Origin of the sequence: Flavobacterium tructae (genome assembly GCF_001853485.1) — a bacterium.
Lineage (GTDB): Bacteria > Bacteroidota > Bacteroidia > Flavobacteriales > Flavobacteriaceae > Flavobacterium > Flavobacterium tructae.
In genome coordinates this window covers 1,176,247-1,196,169 of the sequence record NZ_MIKE01000011.1, presented here as the reverse complement: position 1 = coordinate 1,196,169, position 19,923 = coordinate 1,176,247, and the positions used below count along the sequence as shown (strand labels likewise).

At 36.3% G+C, this 19,923-nt stretch carries 22 protein-coding genes and 1 tRNA gene; 13 read left to right on the top strand and 10 right to left on the bottom strand.

Translation table 11 applies throughout. From position 1 onward, the window contains the following. Window positions 1–32 precede the first annotated feature (32 nt). The 3 genes from BHE19_RS07135 to BHE19_RS07125 form a co-directional block, all read right to left on the bottom strand. The gene (locus tag BHE19_RS07135) at window positions 33–752 is read right to left on the bottom strand and encodes a LytR/AlgR family response regulator transcription factor (protein ID WP_070906492.1); all 720 of its coding nucleotides are present in this window, start codon (window positions 750–752) and stop codon (window positions 33–35) included. After that, window positions 715–1,476: a sensor histidine kinase gene (locus tag BHE19_RS07130; protein ID WP_017496242.1), complete on the bottom strand. Its 762-nt coding sequence runs from the start codon at window positions 1,474–1,476 to the stop codon at window positions 715–717. Before BHE19_RS07130 ends, BHE19_RS07135 begins: the two co-directional genes overlap by 38 nt. Window positions 1,477–1,752: 276 nt before the next feature. Next, window positions 1,753–2,082: a DMT family transporter gene (locus BHE19_RS07125; protein ID WP_017496243.1), complete on the bottom strand. Its 330-nt coding sequence runs from the start codon at window positions 2,080–2,082 to the stop codon at window positions 1,753–1,755. 178 nt (window positions 2,083–2,260) lie between these two features. Between BHE19_RS07125 and BHE19_RS07120 the strand changes: the two genes are divergently transcribed. The 4 genes from BHE19_RS07120 to rpoN all read left to right on the top strand — a co-directional run bounded on the left by BHE19_RS07120 (window position 2,261) and on the right by rpoN (window position 8,568). Then, complete coding sequence (locus BHE19_RS07120; RefSeq protein ID WP_070906491.1) at window positions 2,261–4,627, top strand: efflux RND transporter permease subunit; 2,367 nt, start codon at window positions 2,261–2,263, stop codon at window positions 4,625–4,627. 56 nt (window positions 4,628–4,683) lie between these two features. Beyond that, on the top strand, window positions 4,684–5,214 hold the full coding sequence (locus BHE19_RS07115; RefSeq protein ID WP_070906490.1) for an STM3941 family protein: 531 nt from the start codon (window positions 4,684–4,686) through the stop codon (window positions 5,212–5,214). 305 nt (window positions 5,215–5,519) lie between these two features. Continuing rightward, window positions 5,520–6,968: an asparagine--tRNA ligase gene (asnS, locus tag BHE19_RS07110; RefSeq protein WP_070906489.1), complete on the top strand. Its 1,449-nt coding sequence runs from the start codon at window positions 5,520–5,522 to the stop codon at window positions 6,966–6,968. A gap of 139 nt (window positions 6,969–7,107) precedes the next feature. Further along, the gene (rpoN, locus tag BHE19_RS07105; protein ID WP_070906488.1) at window positions 7,108–8,568 is read left to right on the top strand and encodes an RNA polymerase factor sigma-54; all 1,461 of its coding nucleotides are present in this window, start codon (window positions 7,108–7,110) and stop codon (window positions 8,566–8,568) included. Window positions 8,569–8,844: 276 nt separating this feature from the next. Here rpoN and BHE19_RS07100 read toward each other — a convergent pair whose 3' ends face one another. Together BHE19_RS07100 and BHE19_RS07095 are read right to left on the bottom strand one after the other, a co-directional pair. Next, window positions 8,845–9,273, bottom strand: coding sequence for a hypothetical protein (locus BHE19_RS07100; RefSeq protein WP_070906487.1), 429 nt, complete (start codon window positions 9,271–9,273; stop codon window positions 8,845–8,847). 31 nt (window positions 9,274–9,304) lie between these two features. Then, a complete protein-coding gene (locus BHE19_RS07095) occupies window positions 9,305–9,895 on the bottom strand; it encodes a thymidine kinase (RefSeq protein WP_017496250.1) in 591 nt (196 codons plus the stop codon). Window positions 9,896–10,131: 236 nt separating this feature from the next. Between BHE19_RS07095 and BHE19_RS07090 the strand changes: the two genes are divergently transcribed. The 6 genes from BHE19_RS07090 to BHE19_RS07065 all read left to right on the top strand — a co-directional run bounded on the left by BHE19_RS07090 (window position 10,132) and on the right by BHE19_RS07065 (window position 16,218). Next, window positions 10,132–11,265: a hypothetical protein gene (locus BHE19_RS07090; RefSeq protein WP_070906486.1), complete on the top strand. Its 1,134-nt coding sequence runs from the start codon at window positions 10,132–10,134 to the stop codon at window positions 11,263–11,265. A 126-nt stretch (window positions 11,266–11,391) separates the two neighbouring features. Continuing rightward, window positions 11,392–12,111 carry a 16S rRNA (cytidine(1402)-2'-O)-methyltransferase gene (rsmI, locus tag BHE19_RS07085; RefSeq protein ID WP_070906485.1) on the top strand — a complete coding sequence of 240 codons (720 nt, stop codon included), beginning with the start codon at window positions 11,392–11,394 and terminating at the stop codon, window positions 12,109–12,111. A 147-nt stretch (window positions 12,112–12,258) separates the two neighbouring features. After that, the gene (locus BHE19_RS07080; protein WP_070906484.1) at window positions 12,259–12,603 is read left to right on the top strand and encodes a HopJ type III effector protein; all 345 of its coding nucleotides are present in this window, start codon (window positions 12,259–12,261) and stop codon (window positions 12,601–12,603) included. 81 nt (window positions 12,604–12,684) lie between these two features. Then, on the top strand, window positions 12,685–14,388 hold the full coding sequence (gene recJ, locus BHE19_RS07075; RefSeq protein ID WP_070906483.1) for a single-stranded-DNA-specific exonuclease RecJ: 1,704 nt from the start codon (window positions 12,685–12,687) through the stop codon (window positions 14,386–14,388). Continuing rightward, entirely contained in the window at window positions 14,375–15,658 is a 1,284-nt protein-coding gene (locus tag BHE19_RS07070; RefSeq protein WP_070906482.1) for an MFS transporter, read from the top strand. The genes recJ and BHE19_RS07070 overlap by 14 nt, the downstream gene beginning before the upstream one ends. 203 nt (window positions 15,659–15,861) lie before the next feature. Beyond that, a complete protein-coding gene (locus tag BHE19_RS07065) occupies window positions 15,862–16,218 on the top strand; it encodes a hypothetical protein (protein ID WP_017496256.1) in 357 nt (118 codons plus the stop codon). 43 nt (window positions 16,219–16,261) lie between these two features. On the opposite strand, the gene BHE19_RS07060 is transcribed toward BHE19_RS07065, so the two are convergent. The 4 genes from BHE19_RS07060 to BHE19_RS07050 form a co-directional block, all read right to left on the bottom strand. Next, window positions 16,262–17,005, bottom strand: a complete 744-nt coding sequence (locus BHE19_RS07060) for a UDP-2,3-diacylglucosamine diphosphatase (RefSeq protein WP_070906481.1) — start codon at window positions 17,003–17,005, stop codon at window positions 16,262–16,264. A gap of 81 nt (window positions 17,006–17,086) precedes the next feature. Beyond that, the gene (locus BHE19_RS07055; RefSeq protein WP_017496258.1) at window positions 17,087–17,536 is read right to left on the bottom strand and encodes a 6-pyruvoyl trahydropterin synthase family protein; all 450 of its coding nucleotides are present in this window, start codon (window positions 17,534–17,536) and stop codon (window positions 17,087–17,089) included. A gap of 31 nt (window positions 17,537–17,567) precedes the next feature. Continuing rightward, window positions 17,568–17,744, bottom strand: a complete 177-nt coding sequence (locus tag BHE19_RS22740; protein WP_165607908.1) for a hypothetical protein — start codon at window positions 17,742–17,744, stop codon at window positions 17,568–17,570. A gap of 127 nt (window positions 17,745–17,871) precedes the next feature. Further along, window positions 17,872–18,636 carry an enoyl-CoA hydratase/isomerase family protein gene (locus BHE19_RS07050; protein ID WP_070906480.1) on the bottom strand — a complete coding sequence of 255 codons (765 nt, stop codon included), beginning with the start codon at window positions 18,634–18,636 and terminating at the stop codon, window positions 17,872–17,874. Window positions 18,637–18,831: 195 nt separating this feature from the next. Here BHE19_RS07050 and BHE19_RS07045 point away from each other — a divergent pair. The 3 genes from BHE19_RS07045 (at window position 18,832) to BHE19_RS07035 (ending at window position 19,573) form a co-directional block, all read left to right on the top strand. After that, window positions 18,832–18,905: transfer RNA gene (locus BHE19_RS07045), tRNA-Ala, on the top strand. A gap of 59 nt (window positions 18,906–18,964) precedes the next feature. Next, window positions 18,965–19,213 (top strand): GIY-YIG nuclease family protein, encoded by a 249-nt coding sequence (locus BHE19_RS07040; protein ID WP_070906479.1) that lies wholly within the window; start codon window positions 18,965–18,967, stop codon window positions 19,211–19,213. 111 nt (window positions 19,214–19,324) lie between these two features. After that, window positions 19,325–19,573, top strand: a complete 249-nt coding sequence (locus BHE19_RS07035; RefSeq protein ID WP_070906479.1) for a GIY-YIG nuclease family protein — start codon at window positions 19,325–19,327, stop codon at window positions 19,571–19,573. 107 nt (window positions 19,574–19,680) lie between these two features. On the opposite strand, the gene BHE19_RS22735 is transcribed toward BHE19_RS07035, so the two are convergent. Then, a complete protein-coding gene (locus tag BHE19_RS22735) occupies window positions 19,681–19,857 on the bottom strand; it encodes a hypothetical protein (protein ID WP_165607907.1) in 177 nt (58 codons plus the stop codon). Between the last annotated feature and the right edge of the window lie 66 nt (window positions 19,858–19,923).

Below are 19,923 nucleotides of genomic sequence, written 5' to 3'. Positions count from 1 at the left end.
AGGGCTTCGGACTTCGGCCTTAACTGATTATCTTATAGTTTGACTCTTTTCAGGAAATCGGCACGATAGGTTTCACTTAGAATCAATGCACTGTTTTTACCGTCTTTTTCCTGATGATGCAAAACGATTTCATTGTGATTAAAAAACTTTATTGCCTTTACTGCTACGATTTCCTTTTTGTTGACACGGCAAAAATTGGCTTCGGGAAGTTCCTGTAAAAGGGTGTCGAATTTCACATTTTTTAAGTTCAGAAAACTGCCGTCGGTAAGAAGTACGGTTTTATCACGACTGTCACTAACTGCCGTTTTGATGTATAGAATCTGATTGAAGTAAAGCAATGTTTTGCCTTTATCTGTATTTAACTGAATGAACTTCTTTGCTGCATCAGGCTTATCGAAACGCTCCAGGGCTTTCGAAATCGCTTTTTGCAAACGTTCGAGTTTTACCGGTTTGGTAATGTAATCTACCGCGTCAATATTAAATGCTTCAGCAGCATACTCTTTGTAAGCAGTGCAAAAGATAACCAGCTTATTGTCCAGCATTTCTGCCAGATGCAAACCGTCGATCCCTGGCATTTCGATATCTGAGATCAACAAATCAAAATCGAGATTCGGTATTTCGGCAAGGAGTTTTTCGGGATTGTTAAATGTTTTTACAATTTCCAATTCAGGAATCTGTTCACAAAGCATTTTCAGATACGTTAAGCCCGGCAGCTCATCGTCCAGCAGCAAGCATTTCAGTTTTGTATTCAAGTAAATCTATTTTTAGATGAGCAATATAAACGTCATTTTCGACAAACCTTTCGAGTTTGAAGTTGTTTTTATAAATAATTCTTAATCGGTGTTCTAAAGTAGCATGACCAAAACCGCTTCGTTCTTTTTTTAAGACTTTTTTATTTGATATTTTATTCGAAACCGTCATAAAAAAAGCATTGTCTCTGAACTCAAAAACTACCGAGATAAAGGCATCGGCACTCTGAAGATCGGCATGTTTAAACGCATTTTCAATTAAATCAATCGAAATTAACGGTGCCAATAGAGGCTGTTCGTACAATTTGTCTTCTTTATTGATATTGGTTTTGATTTTCAATTCAAAAAGTGGACTGACTTTAATTTTATTGATTTCGATTAAATTGAGTGCAAAGTCAATTTCCTCCCGGGCAGTAACAAATTTCTTTTTGCTCTCATACAGAATATAGTCCAATACGTTGGCCAGTTTATCTAAAGCAAAATACGTTTGGTATGCATGAGATTGTATCGAATTTAAAATATTCTTAAACAAATGCGGATTCAGTTTAGACTCTAAAGTTTCCAACTGCAAGTCATTAACCTTCATCTCGAGTGCATAGAAACTTTTCTCAGCATCGTCCTTTGCCTTTTTGAACTGCATCAATTGATACATCAAAAAACAGATGATAACGATAAGTAATAAAAGAATCGCCAGAAAAATAAAAGTGATTGTATTGTTTTCTTGCATTGTTTATGTAAAGTTTAAAAGTTTTTTTTTGCCCACGGGTTTTACGGATTAAATAGGTTGTCACAGATTTTTTTAAGATTGAATTGTGTTTTAAATCGCATAAAAAATAAACCAATCCGTGTAAATCTGCTTAATCTACAAAATCTGCATGCTATTTTTTCGCCACGAATTTACCTCGTCTGTTTGTTGTCGCTCGAGTCACGAATTAGCACGAATTAATATCAAATCAATCCGCGTAAATCCGTTTAATCTGTAAAATCCGCGTGCCAACATTCATTAATGACTGGAAACAAATTTCAGCCCAATAATCGAAGCAATTAAAGTTGAAAGAAAAAATATTCTCCAGAAAGTAGCGGGTTCTTTAAAAATTAAGATTCCAACCAGAACAGTTCCAACGGCTCCAATTCCTGTCCAAACTGCATAGGCAGTACCAATAGGCAGTACCTGTGTCGCCTTATACAGCAAAAACATACTGATAGAAAGACAAACGAAGAAACCAATCATCCAATAAGTCGAAACCATTCCTGTTGTTTCTTTGGCCTTGCCCAGACAAGAGGCAAATGCAACTTCAAAAAGTCCTGCGATTACTAATAAAATCCAATTCATTTTCTACGCCTTTTTAAATGAGATACAAATATGAGAAAACCTAGCGTAGAATGCTACAAAATATCCCATTTTTAGATTACGGGAGCAGTCCAATTGTGTTAACAAACCGTAAAAACCAAGCCGAATATTTATGATTTCGAGCACTTTTCACTACATTTGCATCCATTTTACAATTTTTATGAAAAACGCCGTACAAGTTGGATTTTGGGAAAAATTAGCCCGAATCATACTTAAAAATAGAATTTCTATACTCGTTGGGGTCGCTGCCCTGACAATTTTCCTTGGTTACCAATGGAAAAACCTTTCCATGACTTATACCGAAGCAAACTTGCTTCCTAAAAATCATATTGCAAACAAAGACTATCAAAAATTTCTGGATAAGTTTGGCGAAGAAGGAAACCTGGTTGTAATTGGTTTTCAGGATAAAAAATTCTTCACGCCAAAAAATTATGCTGCCTGGAACGAATTAATGACGGGTCTTAAAAAATCGAAAGAAGTAGATTTAGTAGTTTCCTTAAACGATTTAAAGAAACTGGAAAAAGATACTGTTAACGAAAAATTTGTTCTCGCTCCGTTCATCGATCAAAGCAAAGCAATAGATCCGGAATATTTAAAAAAGATACAATATGACTTGTTTCATAATTTACCTTTTTACGAAGGATTGCTTTACAACAAAGAAAGCGGCAGTATCCGTTCGGCCATTTACATCAACAAAGCGCTTGTAAACACTGCTGAAAGGAAAACATTTATTCTGGAAAATCTGGTTCCGAAAATTGATAAATTCGAGAAAACCACCGGAATCGATTTGCGTGTTTCGGGAATGCCTTACATCAGAACGATCAATGCTGACAATATGAAAGGTGAAATCGGGCTTTTTATTGGCGCGGCATTATTAACGGTTTCTTTGATTTTCTTTTTCTTCTTCCGTTCGTACAGAGCTACCTTTATCTCCATCTGTATTTTGATTGTTGGAGTAATCTGGTCTTTCGGAACTTTAGGATTATTTCATTATAAAATCACGATTCTAACTGCGATTATTCCGCCATTAATTATTGTAATCGGAATTACGAATTGTATTTTCCTGATCAATAAATACCAACAGGAAATCAAACTTCATAATAATCAGGCAAAAGCTTTACAGCGTATCATTTCGAAAATTGGAGTTTCGACTCTAATGACCAATTTAACGACAGCAATAGGTTTTGCAACGTTTATGATTACCGGAAACGATTTGCTTTTTGAATTTGGTCTGGTTACCTCTATCAATGTTATTTCTGTATACCTCCTGACGCTTTTAATTGTACCGATCATTTACAGTTTTATGTCGGTTCCGGGCGAAAAACATTTGTACCATCTGACCAAAACATACATTTCAACCCTATTGGATTTTGTTGAAAATGTGGTAAAAAATAAACGAAAAGTAATCTATATCATTTACGGTTTATTGTTAGCCTTCAGTGTTATTGGAGTTACTCAAATGAAAGTTTCGGGAAGTTTGATTGGCGAAATGCCAAAAAGCGCCTCTTTCTTTAAGGATATCATCTTCTACGAAAAAGAATTTAACGGTGTAATGCCGCTTGAGATTATGATTGATACCAAAAAGAAAAAAGGTGTCATGAAAGCCTCTACCATTCGCAAAATGGATGAATTGCAGAACACCATCACAGAAATGCCTGAATTAGCGAAACCGGTTTCTATTGTAAATCTGGTGAAGTATTCGAAACAGGCTTTCTATAACGGAAATCCGGAATATTATCAATTGCCAACATCGCAGGAACAGACTTTTATTTTGTCGTATGCTAAAAATGCTACCAAAAACAGCAAAGAAAATCTGATGAAAGCTTACGTAGATTCAACCGGACAATATGCCCGAATCACTACTTTCATGAAAGATATTGGTACGGATGAAATGGCAAAAGTGGAGAAAAAACTGCACAGCAAAATCGATGAAATTTTCCCTAAAGACCGTTATGAAGTTACCGTAACCGGAAAAGCATTAGTGTTTCAAAAAGGGACCTCTTATTTGGTTGATAATTTAATCGAGTCTTTGATCTTTGCGATACTTGTAATTGCTGTGTTGATGCTTTACTTGTTCAGATCGTTCAAAATGGTTTTTGCATCGGTAATCACCAATATTTTACCGCTTTGTATCACCTCAGGACTGATGGGGTATTTTGGAATTCCATTAAAACCTTCAACGATACTGGTATTTAGTATCGCTTTCGGAATCTCAGTTGATAATGCGATTCAGTTTATGGCGAAGTACCATCATGATTTATTACAAAATAACGGAAAGGTAAAAAAATCAGTTTTCAGTGCTTTAAGAGAAACCGGAATCAGTACTTTTTACACTTCGGTGGTTTTAATTTTAGGATTTGCCACTTTCACGCTTTCCAGCTTTAGCGGAACCATCGCATTGGGAGGATTAATTTCCTGTACATTAGCGTTTGCAATGTTTGCGAATCTATTGGTTTTACCTGCTTTGGTATTGACATTTGAGAAAAAGAAAGCCAAGAAAGAGGATTTGGAGAATTTGCAAGGATAAACACGAATTGCACGAATTAACACGATAAGAAATGCCACAAATTCACGAATTAATCAATGGAAAGGATTGAAATATATTCAAGTAAGAAAAAATCATTCTTATTACTAATTTTATCACTTCTTTTTGTAACTGGAGGAATCTGGTTCTTTATTGATTCTGAAAATTTAGCAAATTTTAGATATAAAAGCCCAATTTTTATAAAAGCAATTGGAATTATCTCGATTTTACTTTTTGGAATGGCCCTTTTTACCGCAATAAAACAGCTAGTAAAAAACAGATTACTAATTCTTATTGATGAAAATGGAATTAATGTCAATCCAAAAAAAACTCCTGCTCAAAATATTGAATGGAATAATGTTGAGGCATTTTCAGAACTAAAAATACAAAGTCAAAAAATGGTCGTTATTGAAGTTAACAATCCTGAATACTGGATAAAAAACGAAAATAACGCTATAAAGAGAAAACTAATAGAATATAATTTTAACAATTATGGTTCGCCAATTGTGGTTTCTGCTGGATCAATGCAAATAAATCATGCCGAGCTTGTTAAAATATTAAATGAAAATTTAGAAAAATATAAAAATTAGCGCATAGTTTGTCATTCCGAGGAACGAGGAATCGCAGTCGAAACTCGACAAAGATTGACAAATTTCCTTACGGAATTACTAGTGCAATTCCTCGTCCCTCGGAATGATAAAAACGCAAAATAAAAAAAATGCTTCTCCTGAAACCGAGAGCACTAGCCCCGATCGAAGCGGCATCCTTTCTGTTTTTGCCGCCAAAAACAGAAAGATACAGCGAAGAGCGGGAATCAGCTTCAAAAATTAATTATTATCGATTATATTTGCAGTTGTTCAAAATGAATATTACTTAATATCAATTATATATAAAAATGAAACACACAAAAGTTAGAGACTTATTAAACAGTACGACGACGTTACAGGAAGTGAATGCAAAAGGATGGGTGAGAGCTTTTAGAAATAATCAGTTCATCGCGCTTAATGACGGTTCTACCATTAATAATATACAATGTGTTGTTGATTTTGAAAATACACCTGATGAAACTTTAAAAAGAATCACTACCGGTGCTGCTATTTCTGTAATTGGTACTTTGATCGAAAGTAAAGGTGCGGGTCAGAAATACGAAATTCAGGTAAACAAACTGGAAATCTTAGGAGATTCGGATGCAGAGAAATTCCCAATACAGCCAAAAAACAAACCTAGCTTAGACTTCTTGCGCGAAAATGCACATTTACGCGTACGTACCAATATGTTTGGTGCTATTATGCGTGTGCGCTCGGTATTGTCTTATGCTGTTCATAAATATTTTCAGGACAAAGGTTTTGTTTACGTAAATACTCCAATTATTACAGGTTCTGATGCTGAAGGTGCAGGAGAAATGTTTAAAGTTACAGCTTTACCTTTTGACAACACCCCAAGAACAGAAGACGGAAAAGTAAATTATAAAGAAGATTTCTTCGAAAAAGAAACCAACTTAACGGTTTCGGGACAATTAGAAGGTGAAACCTATGCAATGGCTTTGGGTCAGATTTATACTTTTGGGCCAACTTTTAGAGCCGAAAATTCAAATACTTCTCGCCACCTGGCAGAATTTTGGATGATCGAGCCGGAAGTTGCTTTCAACAATCTGGATGACAACATGGATCTGGCTGAAGATTTTATTCAGTATGTAATTAAATATGCTTTAGACCACTGTCAGGATGATTTGAAATTTTTAGAAGGAAGGCTTTTAGACGAAGAGAAATCAAAACCTCAGGCGGAAAGAAGCGAAATGGCTTTGTTAGAGAAACTAAACTTTGTTTTAGAGAACAACTTCAAACGTGTTTCTTATACAGAAGCAATTGACATTTTGAGAGATTCTACTCCAAACAAAAAGAAAAAATTCCAATATATCATCAACGAATGGGGAGCTGATTTACAGTCAGAACACGAGCGTTATTTAGTGGAGAAACACTTTAAATGTCCGGTAATCTTGTTTGATTACCCGGCAAATATTAAAGCGTTTTACATGCGTTTGAACGACAATACTGAACCTGGAAGAGAAACCGTTCGTGCAATGGATATTCTTTTCCCTGGAATTGGAGAAATCGTTGGTGGTTCTGAAAGAGAAGAGCGTTACGACGTTTTGGTTGAAAAAATGAAAGCCTTAGAAATTGACGAAGAAGAATTATCATGGTATTTAGACACCAGAAGATTCGGATCGGCAACTCACGCAGGTTTCGGACTTGGATTTGAGCGTTTGGTATTGTTTGTAACCGGAATGACAAACATCAGAGACGTAATTCCTTTCCCGAGAACTCCGGGGAATGCAGAGTTTTAAAAAAGGTTCTAAGGTACTGAGATACTGAGGTTCTAAGTTTTTTAAATATAATAAAATTTGTTTCAAGTTTCAGGCTTCAGGTTGTGCTCATTTTAGGAGAAACTTGAAACCTGAAACTTGAAACTTTTAACAAAAACAAATGCTAAAGCAATTTTTAAATCTAAAATTATCCCAAAAATTATCTCCACAGCAAATTCAGCTGATGAAGTTAATTCAATTGCCTACGCAAGCTTTTGAGCAACGTTTATTGGAAGAAATGAACGAAAATCCGGCCCTCGAAGCCGGTAAAGAAGACGAATACGAAGCCGATGAATTTGCCAATGAAGACTACGACGATTACGATGATGCTGAATCAGACAGAATCGAAGCAGACGACATTAACATTGACGAATATCTAAGCGACGACGACACACCCGATTACAAAACTCAGGTTAACAATTACAGCGAAGACGAGGAGCGCGAAACTCCTTTTGCCTCACCAATTAGTTTCCACCAGGATTTAATCAATCAGCTGAATACTTTTATTCTCAATGATGAAGAACGCGAAATCGCTGAATTCCTTGTTGGAAGTATTGATGATATGGGTTACATCCGCAGAAGTGTTCCGGATATTGTAGACGATATGGCTTTTACTCAGGGAATTTACACCGATGAGAAAATGGTCGACAAAATGCTTCATGTCATTCATGAGCTCGAACCTTCGGGAGTCGGAGCACGTGATTTACAAGAATGTCTGCTACTACAATTAAAACACAAAACTCCAACCGAATATATTGATTTAGCGATTGATATTATCGAGAATCAGTTTGATGCTTTTACCAAGAAACATTACGACAAGCTTTTACAGAAATACGGTGTTTCGAACGAACAGCTTAAGAAAGCCATTCACGAAATCGAAAGACTGAATCCAAAGCCCGGAGGTTCTTACACCGGAAACAATAAAGTAACGGAGAACGTTGTTCCCGATTTTGCCATTAGAATTGTTGACGGAGAACTGGAACTTACCTTAAACGGACGAAATGCTCCTTCCCTGCACGTTTCTAAAGATTATCAGGAAATGATGCAGACGTATAAAGATTCTCGTGATAAATCATCGGCACAAAAAGATGCTGTTCAGTTTATCAAACAGAAACTGGATTCGGCCAAATGGTTTATCGATGCTATCAGACAGCGTCAGGAAACTCTTTTTGTTACCATGAACGCTATCATGCATTATCAGGAAGAATACTTTCTGGACGGTGACGAAACCAAACTAAAACCAATGATACTAAAAGACATTGCGGATATGGTTGGTCTTGATATTTCGACGATCTCACGTGTAGCCAACAGTAAGTATGTAGAAACACCATACGGTACAAAACTGATCAAAGAGTTTTTCTCTGAAGCCATGAAAAATGATCAGGGAGAAGATGTCTCTACTTTAGAAATTAAAAAAATTCTTCAAAATACCATTGAAGAAGAAGATAAAAAGAAACCTTTACCGGACGATCAACTGGCCGAAATCCTGAAAGAAAAAGGATACCCAATTGCCCGAAGAACTATTGCAAAATACCGAGAACAATTAGACATTCCGGTAGCAAGAATGAGGAAGAAAATTTAAGTTTTTAATCTTCTTACAAGAAGAAAAAAATATTCTATTAAACAAACCTAACAGCTTTTTAAACACTGTTAGGTTTTTTTTTACCTCAAAAACAACAAACCCGACAGGTTTTTGTTTTATAACTGTTTTTATCAAGTTTATCGTTCTGTCAGGCTGAGCGAAGTCGAAGCCCTATGCGCAAAGCTTCGACTTCGCTCAGCCTGACAGTCGTTTTCGAAAAAAACAAACCCGACAGGTTTCAAAAACCTGTCGGGTTTACTTATTAAAGTCGTTAAATTATTTGTACTGACTAGGCGTTATCGTAATCTGAAACAGATAATTTTCTTTTTTGTCATCGTAATTATAGATCAGGGTAAAATCATTATCTCTAAAAGCTTTAAGCCCCGGATTTGCTTTAACCGTACTTAGGAGACTTTCTTCTATATTTCGCTTAATTACTTCAATTTCGGCAGTTTCTTTTTCAACATTTAACAAAGTCAGATTGTACTGAACCACTTTATCTTTAGGCAGTGTAACATTATCCAGACGAATTCCTTCCTGAATGGTTAAAGGGCAATTTTCGTTGTATTTTTCAACCAACTCAATCATTTCCTTATCTGTTACAGGCTCTTTAAAAGAACAATATGCAATCAAAGCCAGCAATAATGCCGCAATTGCACACACTATTAAAATGGTTGAATTCTTTTTTTTAGTTGGTTGCTGCATCTGTTCGTTTGTTTGTTAAGAAAAGAAAAATTTATTTATCCTGAATCTTTTTCATGGCATTAAAATAGGCTGCACGGCTCAGTGGCTCATACTCTTCCGTTTCGCCAAGCATCACTAACTTATCATTATCGGTTTTACGAAAACTGTAGTTGGCAAGATTTCCTGTTCGGGTGCAAACCGCATGAACTTTAGTGACATATTCGGCGGTTGCCATAAGTCCCGGCATGGGACCAAAAGGATTTCCTTTAAAATCCATATCAAGTCCTGCAACTATCACACGAATTCCCTGATTGGCCAGATCATTACATACTGTCACTATCTCATCATCAAAAAATTGTGCTTCATCAATACCGATAACATCACAACCTTGTGCTAAAATAGAGATATTGGCCGCCGCCGGAACCGGAGTAGAACGAATTTCATTGGCATCGTGAGACACCACCATTTCGTCATGATAGCGGGTATCAATAGCGGGTTTAAAGATTTCGACTCTTTGTTTGGCAAATTGGGCGCGCTTTAATCTGCGGATTAATTCCTCGGTTTTACCCGAAAACATTGATCCACAAATAACTTCAATCCAACCAAATTGTTCTTTGTGATTTACTGTATTTTCGAGAAACATTTTGTATTTTTCTACCTTTAAAAATGAATAGTTTTTATTACTTTGTACTGGTAATAAATCGACGTGAAAAATTGCGTTTTTACACTTTTTCAAAAGTAGAAAATTTTTATCAAATCGAAGATTCGCAAACGCGTATTAACAGAAATAAAAAAATATCTCTCAGATTTCGGCGACGAATAAAGACATTCAAATACAAAATATACTAAAATACCCTATTCACTATAATTTCAACAGTTATGAAAAAAAAATTGGAAGCCGATTTAATCAGCATTGCTCATCGAATTTTAAAGCTTAAAAACAAATCCGATATCAATCAATTGTATCTTGAAACGCAGAAATTATATGAAAAACTAGCGGTTTTAAAATTTGTAGATGAAAATTTCGACACTCTGAAGCCAACCATTGGCCACAGCGAAATCCATTCTGAAATTGAAGCTGTCTTTGAAAAAGAAGAAGCAATCTCAACAGAAGTTCAGACTGAAACTCCGATAATCGTTGAACAAATAGCTACTGAAGAAACTTTGGAGCCCGTAATTGCTGAAGAAATTACTGCTGAGTCGCCAAAAGAATCAGATCCGGATCCTGAAACTCCTGAAGAAGCAATTGGTGAACCCTCCGAAGATATAAATCCGGAACCTGAGATTTTCGCAGAGATAGCAACAGAAATTCCTGAAGAAACAGCAGCCGAACCAATTGTAGAAACCATTGCCGAACCGGTAGCCGAAATCACAGCCGAACCAATTGTTGAAAAAATGGAAGAACCAATTTCAGAAACAACAAAAGAACCGGAAACTATAGCAGAACTTTCGTTTACAACTATTAGTGATTCTAAACCAATTCCTGCTTTTATTCCAGCTTTTGAATTGGATAAATCAGAAGAGGTACAAGAAGAAAAGAAACCGAAAAAAGAGGAACCAAAAGCAGAAAATCCATCAAAACCGGAACCTGTTCACATTTCTTTTGAAGAGATATTAGGTGTAAACTATGCCGATGCGCATTTTGTAAAAGTAGACAGTTTCGAAGCGGTTTCTCCTACTCCAACACCGTCAATCAATGAGTTCAAAGAGCAAAAAACAGTTGAAACAACTGTATTAGAAACTCCTGCTGAACCGAAAGCTGCCACTCTAAATGAAAAACTGGCAAAAGGTTTTCACATTGATTTAAACGACCGAATTGCCTTCACTAAAAATCTTTTTGGAAACAGTTCAGAAGATTACAGCCGTGTTTTAAATCAGTTACTGACTTTTGACACTTACGGTGAAGCAAAAGAATTTATTGAGGATATGGTAAAACCGGATTACAACAACTGGGATGGAAAAGATGATTATGCAGAACGTTTCTTAGGAATTGTAGAAAAGAAATTTTCATAAAAACTAAAACACAAATTACACGAATTAGCACGAACCTTTTGTTTGTAAAATTCCTAAAGACACTTAAAATTTGTGTCAATTAGTAAAATTCGTGTCCAATAAATCCATTTAGAATTCAGAAAAATTATGTCTAAATTATATATCGTTCCCACGCCAATTGGCAATCTTGAAGACATGACTTTTCGTGCCATCCGGATTCTGAAAGAAGTCGATTTGATTTTGGCGGAAGACACCAGAACCAGTGGCAAACTGTTGAAGCATTTTGAGATTGGTACGCACATGCACAGTCATCACATGCACAACGAGCATAAAACAACCGAAAATTTAATTGCACGTCTGAAGGCGGGTGAAAATATCGCCCTGATTTCAGACGCAGGAACTCCTGCTATTTCAGATCCCGGTTTTTTACTCACGCGTGCCTGTGTCGAGAATAAAATTGAAGTGGAGTGCCTTCCCGGAGCCACAGCTTTTGTTCCGGCCTTAGTCAATAGCGGATTGCCCAATGACAAATTTGTCTTTGAAGGTTTTTTACCGGACAAAAAAGGACGTCAAACTCGTTTTCTGACTTTAGCCGAGGAGACCCGAACCATGATTTTATATGTTTCGCCACATAAACTGGTCAAAACTTTAGCCGAATTCATTCAATATTTCGGAGAAGACCGACAAGTTTGTGTCTCCAGAGAATTATCGAAACTGCATGAAGAAAATGTACGCGGAACGGCTAAGGAAATTTTAGCACATTTTGAAAAAACAGCACCACGCGGCGAAATTGTCGTGGTGGTTGCCGGAAAAACAGTAGAAAAAGAAACGAAGAAAAGTAAATATTCGAAAAACGAAGAAGAATAAAACACAATATTAGCCACAGATTAAAATGATTCTCACTGATTGATATAATGAAGTTTGCTACTAATATGACAGCAAATTAAATTAGAAAAAAACAATAAAAAATCCTTTTGAAATCTTCTAATCTGTGGTCAAAAATAAACCATAATCATGAGCATACAAGCCTTTTTAGAGAAAGTAAAACAAACTCCAAACGAAATAACATTCCCGGAAACTATTGCAATAATTGAAGAAAACTACAACTTCACTCCAACTGCATTCCAAAACGGAATACAACATAATGCTGCCGGAGAAAATTCCGGTTCCTGCAAATTATTCTCTTTCGCAAAACTGCAAAACTTAACTAAAGACGAAACTTTGGCCTGTTTTGGAGCTTTCTATTTTGATGAAGTTTTGGGCGATCCCAACGGAACTAACCATCAAAACATTAGAAACTTCATCAATTTAGGCTGGGATGGAATTCAGTTTGAAGGAAATGCTTTAGAACAAAAATAATTATCTAAGATTTTTGATTAACGATTTTTGATTTCAGAAATCAGCAATCTAAAATCAACAATTTAAAATCTAAAATCAACCATGCGTTGGACCATAAAACCAAAACCTTCTGAAGAAAAAATCAAGCATTTAGCACAAGCTTTAAATGTAGAAGATTTTGTCGCAACACTTTTGATTCAGCGTGGCATAGAGACTTTTGATCAGGCAAAGGATTTCTTTCGCCCTCAATTAGAACAGCTTCACGATCCATTTTTGATGAAAGACATGGATAAAGCGGTTTCAAGAATAGAACTGGCGATTAAAAATCAGGAAAACATTTTGGTTTTTGGTGATTATGATGTCGACGGAACAACGGCCGTTTCTTTGGTTTCTTCCTATTTGAAATCACATTATCCCAATATTGCAACTTACATACCGGATCGTTACGATGAGGGTTACGGAATTTCTTTTAAGGGAATTGACTTTGCCGATGATAACGGATTTTCATTAATTATTGCTCTTGATTGTGGCATAAAATCGATTGATCATATCGCTTATGCAAAAGAAAGGAACATTGATTTTATCATCTGCGATCACCACAGACCTGGGGATTCTCTTCCGGATGCTGTCGCCATTTTAGACCCAAAAAGAGACGACTGCTCTTATCCTTATGATGAGCTGTGCGGCTGTGGTGTTGGTTTTAAACTAATTCAGGCTTTAGGAACAAACAGAAACGAAACCATTCACGATCTCGTTCCCTATCTTGATTTAGTTGCCACGGCAATTGCTGCAGATATCGTACCTATAACGGGTGAAAACAGAATTCTGGCTTTTTATGGCTTACAAGTTATCAATTCTGACCCAAGACCCGGAATCAAGGCTTTGGTACATCAGGTAAAAAAGAAAACATTAGACATAACCGATGTTGTTTTTATCATCTCTCCGCGAATAAATGCAGCGGGAAGAATCAAACATGGCAATCATGCTGTGGAACTACTCACAGAGTTTAATTTTGAACAAGCACAGCAATTTGCTTCAGAAATTGAGCAATACAATGCAGACCGAAAAGATCTGGACAAAAAAATTACGAAAGAAGCTTTTCAGCAAATTACAGCAAACAACGAACAAGATCGATTTTCAACGGTTGTTTTTCAGGAAGACTGGCACAAAGGTGTCATCGGAATTGTGGCTTCAAGATTAATCGAGACTTACTATCGCCCTACTTTGGTTTTTACCAAAAGCGGAGACAAATATGCCGCATCAGCAAGATCCGTAAAAGGATTTGACGTTTATAATGCGCTTGATGCCTGCTCTGAACATCTGGAACAATTTGGAGGACACATGTACGCCGCAGGAATGACTCTGAAAGCCGAAAATTATAAAACCTTTAAAGAAGCCTTTGAAACACAAGTTTCTGCAACCATACTTCCGGAAATGCGAACGCCGGAAATAGAAATTGACGCTGAAATAAATTTCAGAGACATCACTCCAAAACTAATCCGTATCCTAAAACAATTCGAACCTTTTGGTCCGCAGAATATGACACCGGTTTTTATGACTTCGGATATAAAAGACACGGGATATGCCAAAACTTTAGGTGCTGAAGAGGAACATTTGAGGCTTTTCGTAAAGCAAAATAATTCAGATGGAATTGCCGCAATAGGCTTTGGTCTTGGAAAAAAATTAGACCTCGCAAAAAATCAAAATTCATTTCAGCTGGCTTATTCTCTGGCCGAAAATGAATGGAACGGAACCGTTTCGAACCAACTTATGCTTAAAGATATCAGAACAAATGGAAAAAAATAATTCAACCAAACCTGATCCGTATCAGGCCTTACGTTACAGAGAATTCAACGTGTTTTTAATATTGCGTTTTGCGATGGTTTTTGCCTGGGCAATGCAGTTTATCGTAATTGAGTGGGAAGTTTACAGCATCACTAAAAATCCGTTATCGCTTGGAATTATTGGTTTAATGGAAGTTATTCCGGCTGTTTCAATGGCACTATTTGCCGGACACATTGTCGATCAAAGAGAAAAGAAAGGATTATTGGTAAAATGTATTCTGGGCTTTTCGGTAATCAGTTTCGGATTATTTCTGGTAACCTGGCCAAGAATTGTTGGCGGTTTATCTTCAAATGTAATTTTATACTCCATTTATATCTTAGTCTTTTTGGGCGGATTAGTCAGAGCTTTCCTCGGGCCGACTATTTTTTCTCTTTTATCCTTGATAATTCCTAAAAAGGCATATCCCAATGCCGCAACCTGGAGTAGTACAGTTTGGCAAATTGGTGCTGTATTAGGCCCTGCCGTTGCAGGTTTTTCAATCAATTGGATTGGGGTTCACTGGTCGATGTGTCTTGTTTTCGGGTTCTCTGTACTTTCCTTAATTGCCTTATCACAAATCAGCAAAAAGCCTATTATAAATCCGAAGATTGGAGAATCAATAAAAGACAGTCTTACCGAAGGTTTAACGTTTGTATTTAGAAACCAAATTGTATTAGGAGCTTTATCACTGGATATGATTGCAGTCCTTTTTGGAGGTGCCGTAGCTTTATTGCCTATTTTTGCTCAGGATATTCTAAAAGTCGGTTCAGAAGGATTTGGTATTTTAAGAGCCGCTCCTGCCGTGGGTTCTTTTATAACAATGCTGGTTTCGGCTTACGTACCTCTCTATAAAAACGCAGGAAAAAAACTTTTGATTGCCATATTCGTTTTCGGATTATCGATCATCTTATTTGGCTTTTCTACCTATTTCTGGCTTTCTGTTTTTGCTTTATTTTTAAGCGGACTTGCCGATGGAATTTCGGTCGTAATCCGTCAAACGATTTTACAGCTTAAAACTCCGGATCATATGCGCGGACGCGTGGGTGCAGTAAACTCTATTTTTGTTGGATCTTCTAATGAGCTGGGAGCCTTTGAGAGTGGAGCAACCGCCAAATTAATGGGAACTGTTACTTCAGTCATTTTTGGAGGTAGTGTCACACTTCTAACTGTTTTAGGCTTTGGACTGATCTCTCCTACTTTTAGGAATCTGGATCTTCAAAAAGACATGGACGACCATCATAATATGGAGTAAAACATTCAAATTCTAATTTTTCAAATTCCAAAATTTCAGTAAAAGAGGTTTAGACCTCATAAACATTATATATTTTTTGACTTAGAAAGAAAACCAAATTAGCTTATATAACTTATACGTTTAAAAAAAACATTTTTTTAAGACTTTTTTATTTAGAACAAATATAAATAATATCTATATTTGTTGAAATAAAAGAATCTGTAATGAGAGAAATAGAACAATTATATCATAATAATTTTGGGATTGCCTTTTACTGGAAAAAGGAAAACGAAACCATCACCGACAAAGTACAATTGGTTTTTAAAGAAACCGGATTTTATTTCACGGTTCAGGAACTGAATTATTTTTGCGATTTAATTGAGGACAGTATGATTGAAAATGCTTGTTGTGAAGCTTGCGAACTAAAAAACTCCTGTCATAAATTCCTGCTCAAAACTCCTTGCGCTGCAATAGATTTGGCGGTTTCTATCAAAGAATTAAAATCAATTAAAGACTTAGTTGAAGGTTCTTTATTCAGAATCGAACTGGATGAATATGTTTACGGAGTTGGCTTAAACTAGAAAAAACGCTCAAGATCATTCGTTTATAACAAAAACAAAGTGATTATTTCTCGAATTTTTTAAGTTCAAAGTTTTCTCCGTCAAATACTCCATAAGTAAAATAGCCAATCCAGTCGCCTAAATTCACATAATTGGAATCTTCTCCAACTGGAAGAATCATTGGTAAATGGCGATGACCAAAAATAAAATAATTGTAGTGTTTGGTCTCCAGTTTACGTTTGGCGTATAAAACCAGCCATTCGTTTTCTTCTCCCAGGAATTTTACATCTTCATCCCCTGAAATCAATTTGTTTTTAACAGATAAATACTGCGCCAGACTTACACCAACATCGGGATGAAGCCAACGAAAGAGCCATTTTGAAAACGGGTTAGTAAAGACCTTTTTCATACGTTTATAGCCTTTATCTCCCGGTCCTTTCCCGTCACCGTGACCAATTAAAAAGGTCTTTCCGTTAAAAGTAAACTCCTTGTTATCATGATAAACCGGAATATTTAATTCGGTTTCAAAATAATCATCCATCCATAAATCATGATTTCCCACGAAAAAATAAACAGGAATACCACTATCACGAATTTCAGCCAACTTACCTAAAATACGAACAAATCCTTTTGGTACAACCGTTTTATATTCGAACCAAAAATCAAACAAATCCCCCAGTAAAAAAATAGCTTCTGCATCTTCTTTCACCTCATCCAGCCAGGCCACAAATTTCTTTTCGCGTGGCAAACTCAACTCTGGCGTTAGTGCTCCGAAGTGCTGATCTGAAGCAAAATATACTTTTTTCATTTAGATTATTAGATTGTTGGACTTCTTAGATGTTTTAAATTGTGAGATCGCCTGACTTTCGACTTTTAACTTTCGACTAAATTAATTATCTGAAGCGTACCATTCGGCAAACGAAGATTCGGTTTCCTGAAGTTTAAGCGAAAAAAGGGAAATCTCTTTAGGCAAACGTGCTATAATTCTGTCTGCAAAATCAACTACCATGTTTTCACTTGTGGGCTGATAATCTACCAGAATTACATGGTGACCGCGATTCTTCAATTCATTTGCCAATTCGATATGTGGTGTTGTTTGATTAAAAACCGTCGCATGATCAAACTGATCGACGATTTCTTCCTTTACAATTTTCTTTAGATCCGAAAAATCAATTACCATTCCGAATTTCACATTCGATCGGTCTGTAATTGGCGAACCAATAACCGTTACCGATAATTTATAACTGTGTCCGTGAACGTTCTTGCATTTCCCGTCGTAACCGTATAAAGCATGTCCGGTTTCGAAACTAAATTGTTTTGTAATTCTGATATTACTCATCGATTTGAATTTTAGGTTGCAAATTTACAAATTAATAACCGTTCTCGTCTCTTTTTTTGGCTCTGTTATACATCCAATATGCAATTCCGACTAAAACAACGAAAGGAATAAAGGATCCGATCACCACTCCTATCTGATAACTGCTGTCCGGAGCAGCCTTAATTTTCTCTGCAACATCAACTTGCTGCAACAACGAAATAATTCTCATCTTGATTTATTTTTTATGTTTCACTTCAAAAACATTTCAAATTTATGCCTGTCTGACGCTGCATCCAATGACAAATATCATCATCCAAAATCTCTGAAAAGAACCAGATAAAAATTTTAGGATTCCGCTATTTCTTAAACTGCTCTAAAGCATTTCTGCTAAAGTCCGACAAAACTAATTTTCCCGTTATAGAGGCACGCTCGACAAGTAAAGATTCCCAGTGTTCGGTTCCTTCCCAAATAATTTTCTTCATTTCGTACAAAGCTTCAGGATTATACAAACTTAATTGTTGAGCAAAATCTGCTACCGCAACATCTAAATTTTCAGCATTATGAATCTCTGTGAACAGTTTATTTTCTAATGCCCATGCTGCCGATTTCCATGCCTGTGCCGCCAAGGTCATTTCGGCCATCGCAGCTTTTCCAATCTTACGCGAGACCGCGGGTTCAATCACAAACGGACCAATTCCGATGGCCAGTTCCGACAATTTCACAGCACTTTCAGGAGTCGCAAAAACATAATCACAAGCCGAAATAATTCCGACACCGCCACCAACTGCTTTTCCCTGAACACGGGCCACAATAATTTTAGAACAATTTCGCATCGCGTTCAGCAAATGAGCAAAACCGGAGAAAAAGTGTGCTCCCTGTTGTTCATTTTTCACGGCTAACAACTCGTCAAAAGAAGCACCTGAACAAAAAACTTTCGTCCCTAAGCTTTGTAAAACAATAACCGAAACGGCTTTATTCTGACTTAGAGTATTAATTTCGGAAGTTAAACGATCTAATAATTGTCTTGGAAAAGAATTGCTGGCCGGATGCCCAAATTCAACTGTTGCAACAGCATTATGGTAAGTAGTCTGTAAAGAACCTTCAAGTTTTTCTGCACTCATAAAAATAAATTTGATCGTAAAGTTACGGTTTTGAAAAATATTTTCATCGGAAGTGATTTGAAATTTGCTTTTTGAAAATTAATTGACTTTATTTGCTATCGCTTTGGGGGATTAGCTCATTTGGCTAGAGTATCCCGATGAAAAATCGGGAAGGTGACAGTTCAAATCTAATGTTGTCCAACAAACAAAACACACGGGGGATTAGCTCATTTGGCTAGAGCGCTACGCTGGCAGCGTAGAGGTGATCGGTTCGAATCCGATATTCTCCACTAAAGTTTTTATAAAAAATACCCAAACATACGTTTGGGTATTTTTGTTTATAACCATTATGTTCTACACTTATATCATATACTCAAAAGCGCTTGACAAATATTATATCGGTTCCTGTCAGGATGTTGAAAAACGACTTCAGGATCATTTAAACAGTAGAAGCAATTACACAAAAGTTGCCAAAGATTGGGAACTAAAATATTATGAAACTTTTCCAACCAGAAGTGAAGCCTGCAAAAGAGAATCACAAATCAAGAAGATGAAAAGCCGAAAATATATCGAAACCCTAATCAAAACAAAAGGCTAGAGCGTCCCGATGCATCGGGAAGGTGATCGGTTCGAATCCGATATTCTCCACTAAAGTTTTTATAAAAAAATACCCAAACGTACGTTTGGGTATTTTTTGTTTATAACCATTATGTTCTACACTTATATCATATACTCAAAAGCGCTTGACAAATATTATATCGGTTCCTGTCAGGATGTTGAAAAACGACTTCAGGATCATTTAAACAGTAGAAGCAATTACACAAAAGTTGCCAAAGATTGGGAACTAAAATATTATGAAACTTTTCCAACCAGAAGTGAAGCCTGCAAAAGAGAATCACAAATCAAGAAGATGAAAAGCCGAAAATATATCGAAACCCTAATCAAAACAAAAGGCTAGAGCGTCCCGATGCATCGGGAAGGTGATCGGTTCGAATCCGATATTCTCCACAAAAAAACCGTATTACTTCATTGGAATACGGTTTTTTTATTTTGAAAGAAATTTTCTTAGTGTTCATTCGCAGAATCTTCGGCATCTATTCTATCTTTTTTAGCCTTTTTAAAATCATTATTTAAGAGATCTGTCAGTTTCTTTTTCTCTCTTTGATTCTTTCTGACTGTAAATACGATCACAATGATTACAACAAGCACTACGGCTCCTATTACTATCCAATTGATTTCCATAACTTTAATTTTGAGTTAAAAATAAAAATTTAGAAGCTTTGTAACATTACCAAAAAGTTAAACCTT

Bases quoted from the DNA above. Each gene is read 5' to 3' on its own strand.
- BHE19_RS07130 (WP_017496242.1), bottom strand. From the start codon at position 1,476: ATGCAAGAAAACAATACAATCACTTTTATTTTTCTGGCGATTCTTTTA.
- BHE19_RS07080 (WP_070906484.1), top strand. From the start codon at position 12,259: ATGAGCATACAAGCCTTTTTAGAGAAAGTAAAACAAACTCCAAACGAA.
- BHE19_RS07040 (WP_070906479.1), top strand. From the start codon at position 18,965: ATGTTCTACACTTATATCATATACTCAAAAGCGCTTGACAAATATTAT.
- BHE19_RS22735 (WP_165607907.1), bottom strand. From the start codon at position 19,857: ATGGAAATCAATTGGATAGTAATAGGAGCCGTAGTGCTTGTTGTAATC.
- BHE19_RS07050 (WP_070906480.1), bottom strand. From the start codon at position 18,636: ATGAGTGCAGAAAAACTTGAAGGTTCTTTACAGACTACTTACCATAAT.
- BHE19_RS07125 (WP_017496243.1), bottom strand. From the start codon at position 2,082: ATGAATTGGATTTTATTAGTAATCGCAGGACTTTTTGAAGTTGCATTT.
- BHE19_RS07120 (WP_070906491.1), top strand. From the start codon at position 2,261: ATGAAAAACGCCGTACAAGTTGGATTTTGGGAAAAATTAGCCCGAATC.
- BHE19_RS07060 (WP_070906481.1), bottom strand. From the start codon at position 17,005: ATGAAAAAAGTATATTTTGCTTCAGATCAGCACTTCGGAGCACTAACG.
- recJ (WP_070906483.1), top strand. From the start codon at position 12,685: ATGCGTTGGACCATAAAACCAAAACCTTCTGAAGAAAAAATCAAGCAT.
- rpoN (WP_070906488.1), top strand. From the start codon at position 7,108: ATGCTAAAGCAATTTTTAAATCTAAAATTATCCCAAAAATTATCTCCA.
- BHE19_RS07070 (WP_070906482.1), top strand. From the start codon at position 14,375: ATGGAAAAAAATAATTCAACCAAACCTGATCCGTATCAGGCCTTACGT.
- BHE19_RS07095 (WP_017496250.1), bottom strand. From the start codon at position 9,895: ATGTTTCTCGAAAATACAGTAAATCACAAAGAACAATTTGGTTGGATT.
- BHE19_RS07065 (WP_017496256.1), top strand. From the start codon at position 15,862: ATGAGAGAAATAGAACAATTATATCATAATAATTTTGGGATTGCCTTT.
- BHE19_RS07100 (WP_070906487.1), bottom strand. From the start codon at position 9,273: ATGCAGCAACCAACTAAAAAAAAGAATTCAACCATTTTAATAGTGTGT.
- BHE19_RS22740 (WP_165607908.1), bottom strand. From the start codon at position 17,744: ATGAGAATTATTTCGTTGTTGCAGCAAGTTGATGTTGCAGAGAAAATT.
- BHE19_RS07035 (WP_070906479.1), top strand. From the start codon at position 19,325: ATGTTCTACACTTATATCATATACTCAAAAGCGCTTGACAAATATTAT.
- BHE19_RS07090 (WP_070906486.1), top strand. From the start codon at position 10,132: ATGAAAAAAAAATTGGAAGCCGATTTAATCAGCATTGCTCATCGAATT.
- rsmI (WP_070906485.1), top strand. From the start codon at position 11,392: ATGTCTAAATTATATATCGTTCCCACGCCAATTGGCAATCTTGAAGAC.
- asnS (WP_070906489.1), top strand. From the start codon at position 5,520: ATGAAACACACAAAAGTTAGAGACTTATTAAACAGTACGACGACGTTA.
- BHE19_RS07055 (WP_017496258.1), bottom strand. From the start codon at position 17,536: ATGAGTAATATCAGAATTACAAAACAATTTAGTTTCGAAACCGGACAT.
- BHE19_RS07115 (WP_070906490.1), top strand. From the start codon at position 4,684: ATGGAAAGGATTGAAATATATTCAAGTAAGAAAAAATCATTCTTATTA.